The sequence below is a fragment of the uncultured Pigmentiphaga sp. genome, assembly GCF_937950555.1.
Taxonomy (GTDB): domain Bacteria; phylum Pseudomonadota; class Gammaproteobacteria; order Burkholderiales; family Burkholderiaceae_B; genus Pigmentiphaga.
On record NZ_CALFCW010000032.1, the window covers coordinates 1 to 5762 of the forward strand.

Below are 5762 nucleotides of genomic sequence, written 5' to 3' on the forward strand. Positions count from 1 at the left end.
TACGCTATGCTCGAAGAGCCGGCCATGGCAGCGTGACTCAAACCAAAATGCCTCCGGCAATCCCGGCGCGGTTCACTTCGTTGTAGTCCTGACGCCAGATGGCGATGACCTCGCGAGCCTGGGCCAGGGATTCGAACCAGTTCTCGTTGAGGCATTCGTCCCTGAACTTGCCATTGAAGCTTTCGATGTAGGCGTTCTGGGTGGGCTTGCCTGGCTGAATCAAGATGTGCTGAATACCTCGTGCTTGCATTCATGCCATGAAGGCCTTGCACGTGAACTCCGGCCCGTTGTCGGTTCTGATGGCCTCTGGGTAGCCCCTGAACCGTGCGGCTTGATCCAGGATGCGGGTGACGTATGCGCCAGGCATGGACAGGTCCACAGCGATGTCGATGCACTCGTGGGTGAAGTCATCGGCGATGGTCAGGCACTTGATGCGTCGGCCATTGGCCAGCGAATCGCTCACAAAGTCCAGGCTCCAAGTTTGATTGACGCGGGTGGCCGCCACCAGTGGCGTGCGTTCACCGCGGTACTTCTTGCCCTTGTTGCGTTTGCGAACAGCCAGGCCTTGCGCACGGTAGAGCCGGAACACCTTCTTGTGGTTGGTGCCCGGAAACTCGGTGCGCAGCATGTCGTGCACACGGCGATACCCGAAGCGCCTCCGTTCCATGGCGATGGCGTGAATGCGTTCGCTGAGGTTCACCGTGTGCGCATCGGGTTGTGGCGGGTGGCGCCAGGCATCGCGAGACAGCCCCACAAGACGGCAGGCACGGCGCTCGGAGATCTGGGTGTGTTCCAGCATCTTGGCGATGGCCTTGCGCTTGTCTTGCGGGGCTAGCGCTTTACCCCGAAGCCGACCTTGAGCGCCTCAAGGTCGAGATGTCCTTCGGCCAGCAGCTTCTTGAGGCGGGCGTTCTCGACTTTCAAGTCCTTCAGGCGGCGAGCCTCATCGGCCTCCATGCCGCCGTACTTGGCTCGCCACTTGTAGAACGTGGGCTCGCTGAACCCGCCTTGGCGGCAGACGTCCTTGACTGGCAGGCCTGACTCAGCCTGTTTCAAGAACCCAATGATCTGCTGCTCCGTGAATCGACTCTTCCTCATGTCCGTCATTCTCCAGGTTGACGGACCTCACTTCCATTCAACTGGTACGGCTGGGAGGGGGCAGGTCATTTCATCAGACCTGGCTTGCCGGAAGCGGCTGGACGCCGAGTGGCGATGGATCGGGCTGATGAGCGCTCTGTGCTTTCTCTGAAGCCCCACGGCTTGCGATCCTGTTCGGAATCCGGGTTGGACGTTGGTGAGGACTCCACCACCACTTTTCAGCGCCCAACCCTCTCCGGTTGGGCGTTTTCGTTTGCGAGCCCCCGCCGCGGCGCCGGGTTCTGACCGGTTCTGCGTGTGCTGCACCCCACCGGCGTGGGCGCCTGAATGGGGCAGGTTCGACTCTGATCCGCCCTCTCTTCTCTCAAAACCTGCGCCAACTTCTTGGCGGAAGCGCACGCAAGCGGCCTTGTGCCTCAGCGACTTGCGCGTGTGTTGCCGTTGGCCGTTGGCCTATAGACTTGGAGCAGCAGTTCATGGTGGCAACGCCGCAGCGGCAAGAGCTGACCGTCGCTGGGTCGATCGGCCGATGCGTGCGTCAAGCTCTTGCTAAGCTGTCGTGCGCACGCCGTCTCGCCGCTTGGCCGCGCGCGCCAGGCAGGCCGCCCTGCAGTTTCAACGCCTCGACATCTCGCCGGGGCGGAGCACCGAACAGCCGTGCGTACTCGCGGCTGAACTGCGAGGCGCTCTCGTAGCCGACACGGAACGCGGCCTCCGCGGCGTCCAGCCGTTCATTGAGCATCAGCCGGCGCGCCTCGTTCAGGCGCAGCCACTTCTGATACTGCAGTGGCGTCATCGCCGTCAGTTGCTTGAAGTGTTCATGCAGGCTGGACGGACTCATCTGCACGTGGGCGGCCAGTTGCTCGATGCGCAGCGGCCGGGTGTAGTGGCTGCGTAGCCAATCCAGGGCGCGGGCGATGCGCTGCCCCGGCGTGCCCACCGAGACGATCTGCCAGAGCCGCACGGCGGCATCGCTTTGCAGCAACCGGTAGTGGATCTCGCGCGCGATCAGCGGTGCGAGCACCCGTTGCGTCGCGGCATCCTCCTCCAGCAGGTCCACCAGGCGCGCAAACGCATCAAGCAACGGCGACGTGACGCGCCCGAGCATTGCGCTGCCGTCTGCGGGCTTTTCGCGCGGCGCAGGCAACCCGCTTTGGGCGATCAGCTCCGCGAGCAGCCGCAAATCGAGCTTGAGCACCAGCCCCAGGCAAGGGCGCTCGGAGCTGCCCTCCAACACCTGCGAAGCCGCGGGCAGGTCGAGCGATGTGACGACGAAGCGTTGCACATCATAGGGATACGGCTTGCCGCCGATGAGAAGCTGCTTGGCCCCCTGTACCACCAGCACGACGGCGGGCTCCACCCGACACTCGCACGGCTCGGTGCGGGCCTCCCGGCGGAAAAACGCCAGCCCGGGCAGCGCCGTGGGCACATCTTCACGACCGGCCGTGTGTGCACCGATGCATGCCGCCAAGCGTTCGCGCGCAGGGTCGAGTGCGGTACCGGACGGGTGTGTGGGCATAAAACCTCCTGCGATGGCAGACGCCAGCATACCCCTGCGCGCCCGCGCCGAAACGTCCAATTTACGAAGATCCAGAGGATCAGGCAAGAAAACCCGAGGATCTGACTACTGGTTATCCGCTTCGTCCCACAAAATAACCGGCAACAAACATCCGGAAACGAGCCTGCCTCGCTTGCGAGGCTGAACGCTGCCACCTTGTGCTGGAGAGCCACGCCATGACCGCATCTGCCTCTACCGTGCGCGCCTGGGGGGCGCACGCCGCTGACCGTCCTCTTGAGCCACTGGCCATCTCGCGCCGTGCGCCGGGCGCCCACGACGTGGTGATCGACATCGCCTATTGCGGCATCTGCCACTCCGACATCCACCAAGTGCGCTCGGAGTGGGCGGGCACCCTCTACCCTTGCGTGCCGGGACACGAGATCGTCGGCCGCGTCGTCGCCGTGGGGCCGCAGGTGACGCGCCACGCAGTTGGTGATCTGGTCGGCGTCGGCTGCCTGGTGGATAGCTGCCGCCATTGCCCGGAATGCGAAGCGGGCCTGGAGAACTACTGCGACCATCCGGTCTATACCTACAACGGCCCGACGACGGATGCCCCCGGCCACACCCTGGGCGGCTATTCGCAGCGCATCGTCGTGGATGAACGCTACGTGCTGCGCATCCGCCACCCCGAAGCACAACTGGCCGCGGTGGCGCCGCTGCTGTGCGCGGGCATCACCACTTACTCGCCGCTGCGCCATTGGGGCGCTGGGCCGGGCAAGACGGTGGGCATTGTCGGCATCGGCGGGCTCGGGCACATGGGCGTCAAGCTCGCGCGCGCGATGGGCGCGCAAGTGGTCGCGTTCACTACATCGGAATCCAAGCGCGCGGCCGCGTTGGCGCTGGGCGCGCACGAGGTGGTGGTCTCGCGCGATGCGGCGATGATGGCTGCGCAAGCCAGGCGCTTCGACCTCATCCTGGATACGGTGGCCGCCCCGCACGACCTGGATGCGCTGCTCGCCACGCTCAAGCGCGACGGCCAGTTGGTGCTGGTGGGCGCGCCCGCCACGCCGCATCCGTCCCCTAATGTCTTCAACCTGATTCTGAAGCGCCGCGGCATCCAGGGCTCGGCCATCGGCGGCATTCCCGAAACCCAGGAGATGTTGGACTTCTGCGCCGCACACGGCATCACCGCCGACATCGAGCTGATCCGCGCCGATCAGATCAACGGCGCCTATGAGCGCGTGCTGCGCGGCGACGTGAAGTACCGCTTCGTGATCGACATTGCCACCGCGTGAGCGTGGCGCATCGCAAAAGGAGATCCATCGTGATCAACGAGTCCACCCGCCCGTCCCCGGCCGTCGGCGCCCCAATGTCGCGCAGAAGCTTCGTACAGGGCAGCGCACTCATCGGCACGGCGGCGCTGCTCGGCGCACCGATACGTCTGGCAGGCGCAACCACTTCCACGCAGAACAGCACCATGCAAATCACCCAGGAATGGGACAAAACCTTTCCCAAGAGCGACAGGGTCGATCACCGGAAGGTGACCTTCAAGAACCGCTATGGCATCACGCTGGTGGGAGACCTGTACCAGCCGAAGAATGCCAGCGGCAAGCTGGCGGCGATTGCCGTCAGTGGGCCCTTCGGTGCGGTCAAAGAACAGTCCTCCGGCCTGTACGCGCAAACCATGGCGGAGCGCGGCTTCGTCACGTTGGCGTTCGATCCTTCCTATACCGGAGAGAGCGGCGGTGAGCCGCGCAACGTGGCCTCACCGGACATCAACACCGAGGACTTCAGCGCTGCGGTGGATTTTCTCGGCCTGCAGCCGAACGTGGACCGCGAGCGCATCGGCATCATTGGCATCTGCGGATTCGGCGGATTTGCCTTGAGCGCTGCTGCCGTGGACAAGCGCGTGAAGGCGGTCGTGGCCTCGACCATGTACGACATGACGCGGGTCATGTCCAAGGGCTACAACGACCGTGTGACGCTCCAAGAGCGCACGCGGATGCTGGAGCAACTGAGCCGGCAGCGGTGGTCGGATGCAGAGCACGGCACCCCCGCTTACCAGCCGCCCTACAACGTGCTCAAGGGGGGCGAAGCGCAGTTCCTGGTCGACTACCACGCCTATTACATGACCCCACGCGGGTACCACCCGCGCGCGGTCAATTCGGGCCATGCCTGGACGATCACCACGCCGCTGTCGTTCATGAACTTTCCGATCCTGACCTACATCCAGGAGATCTCTCCGCGACCCATGCTGCTCATCCATGGTGAGAAGGCGCACTCGCGCTACTTCAGCGAGACCGCTTACGCGGCCGCCGCGCACCCGAAGGAACTGGTGATCGTTCCCGGCGCCAGCCACGTCGACCTGTACGACCGGCTGGACGTGATCCCGTTCGCCAAGATGGCCACGTTCTTCAATCAATACCTGGCATGAAGGTGTGCCGCCCGGCGAGAGGATGAGCATGACATCAATCCTTCCTCACAGCCCCAGATACCATGAACGACGCTCTTTGCATGGCCTGCGGGCCATGCGTGTGGCGGGCATAGTGTGCGGCCTATTCATGCTTGGCGGATGTGATGCCGGCCCTCCTAGCGTAGCTGCCGTACCTAAGGCCGTGGCGAGGGATGGCCATGTTCAACCGGAGGATGCCCGCATGTGGATGACCGTCGGCGAACGCCGCTTCTCCATCACACTGGCCGACACAGAGGCGGCCCGTTCCTTTGCGGGCATGTTGCCTCTGACGATCGATATGGAGGACCTCAACAGCAACGAGAAACATGCGGAACTGCCGAGGACGTTGCCGACAACGACGGTCCGCCCCGACACGATCCGCACCGGCGATCTCATGCTCTATGGATCGAGAACGCTGGTCATCTTCTACAAGACTTTCGATTCCCCCTATGCGTACACGCGCCTCGGCCGCGTAGACAATCCCGCTGACTTGGCGCAGGTGCTCGGCAGCGGCAGCGTGCGCATCCAGTTCTCCAAGAACTGAAGGGATGCAGCGACTTCGGTTTGACCCCGCGACGCCCCGCTTTGCGACACGGCACACCGATACGGTCTATGCGGTAAAGATGCACCTGTCCTTCCGTAAGCTTCCCCGATCCGCAGACACCCCATAAGTAGAACTTTCTGGCATGTTTTCCCCAGCCAGGAGGTTCCATG

Annotated in this window: 4 protein-coding genes and 1 pseudogene; 3 read left to right on the forward strand and 2 right to left on the reverse strand. The window is 63.8% G+C overall.

Features of this window, described 5'->3' with window-relative positions; translation table 11 throughout:
• Positions 1-73: 73 nt before the first annotated feature.
• Together Q0319_RS10095 and Q0319_RS10100 are read right to left on the reverse strand one after the other, a co-directional pair.
• Positions 74-1098: pseudogene (locus Q0319_RS10095) on the reverse strand (IS3 family transposase); the annotation flags it as partial.
• Positions 1099-1636: 538 nt separating this feature from the next.
• A complete protein-coding gene (locus Q0319_RS10100) occupies positions 1637-2617 on the reverse strand; it encodes an AraC family transcriptional regulator (RefSeq protein ID WP_299452163.1) in 981 nt (326 codons plus the stop codon).
• A gap of 215 nt (positions 2618-2832) precedes the next feature.
• Between Q0319_RS10100 and Q0319_RS10105 the strand changes: the two genes are divergently transcribed.
• The 3 genes from Q0319_RS10105 to Q0319_RS10115 all read left to right on the forward strand — a co-directional run bounded on the left by Q0319_RS10105 (position 2833) and on the right by Q0319_RS10115 (position 5592).
• The gene (locus Q0319_RS10105) at positions 2833-3891 is read left to right on the forward strand and encodes an NAD(P)-dependent alcohol dehydrogenase (RefSeq protein ID WP_299452166.1); all 1059 of its coding nucleotides are present in this window, start codon (positions 2833-2835) and stop codon (positions 3889-3891) included.
• A 182-nt stretch (positions 3892-4073) separates the two neighbouring features.
• A complete protein-coding gene (locus Q0319_RS10110; protein ID WP_299452172.1) occupies positions 4074-5030 on the forward strand; it encodes an alpha/beta hydrolase in 957 nt (318 codons plus the stop codon).
• Positions 5031-5250: 220 nt separating this feature from the next.
• On the forward strand, positions 5251-5592 hold the full coding sequence (locus tag Q0319_RS10115; RefSeq protein WP_299452169.1) for a cyclophilin-like fold protein: 342 nt from the start codon (positions 5251-5253) through the stop codon (positions 5590-5592).
• The last annotated feature ends 170 nt before the right edge of the window (positions 5593-5762 follow it).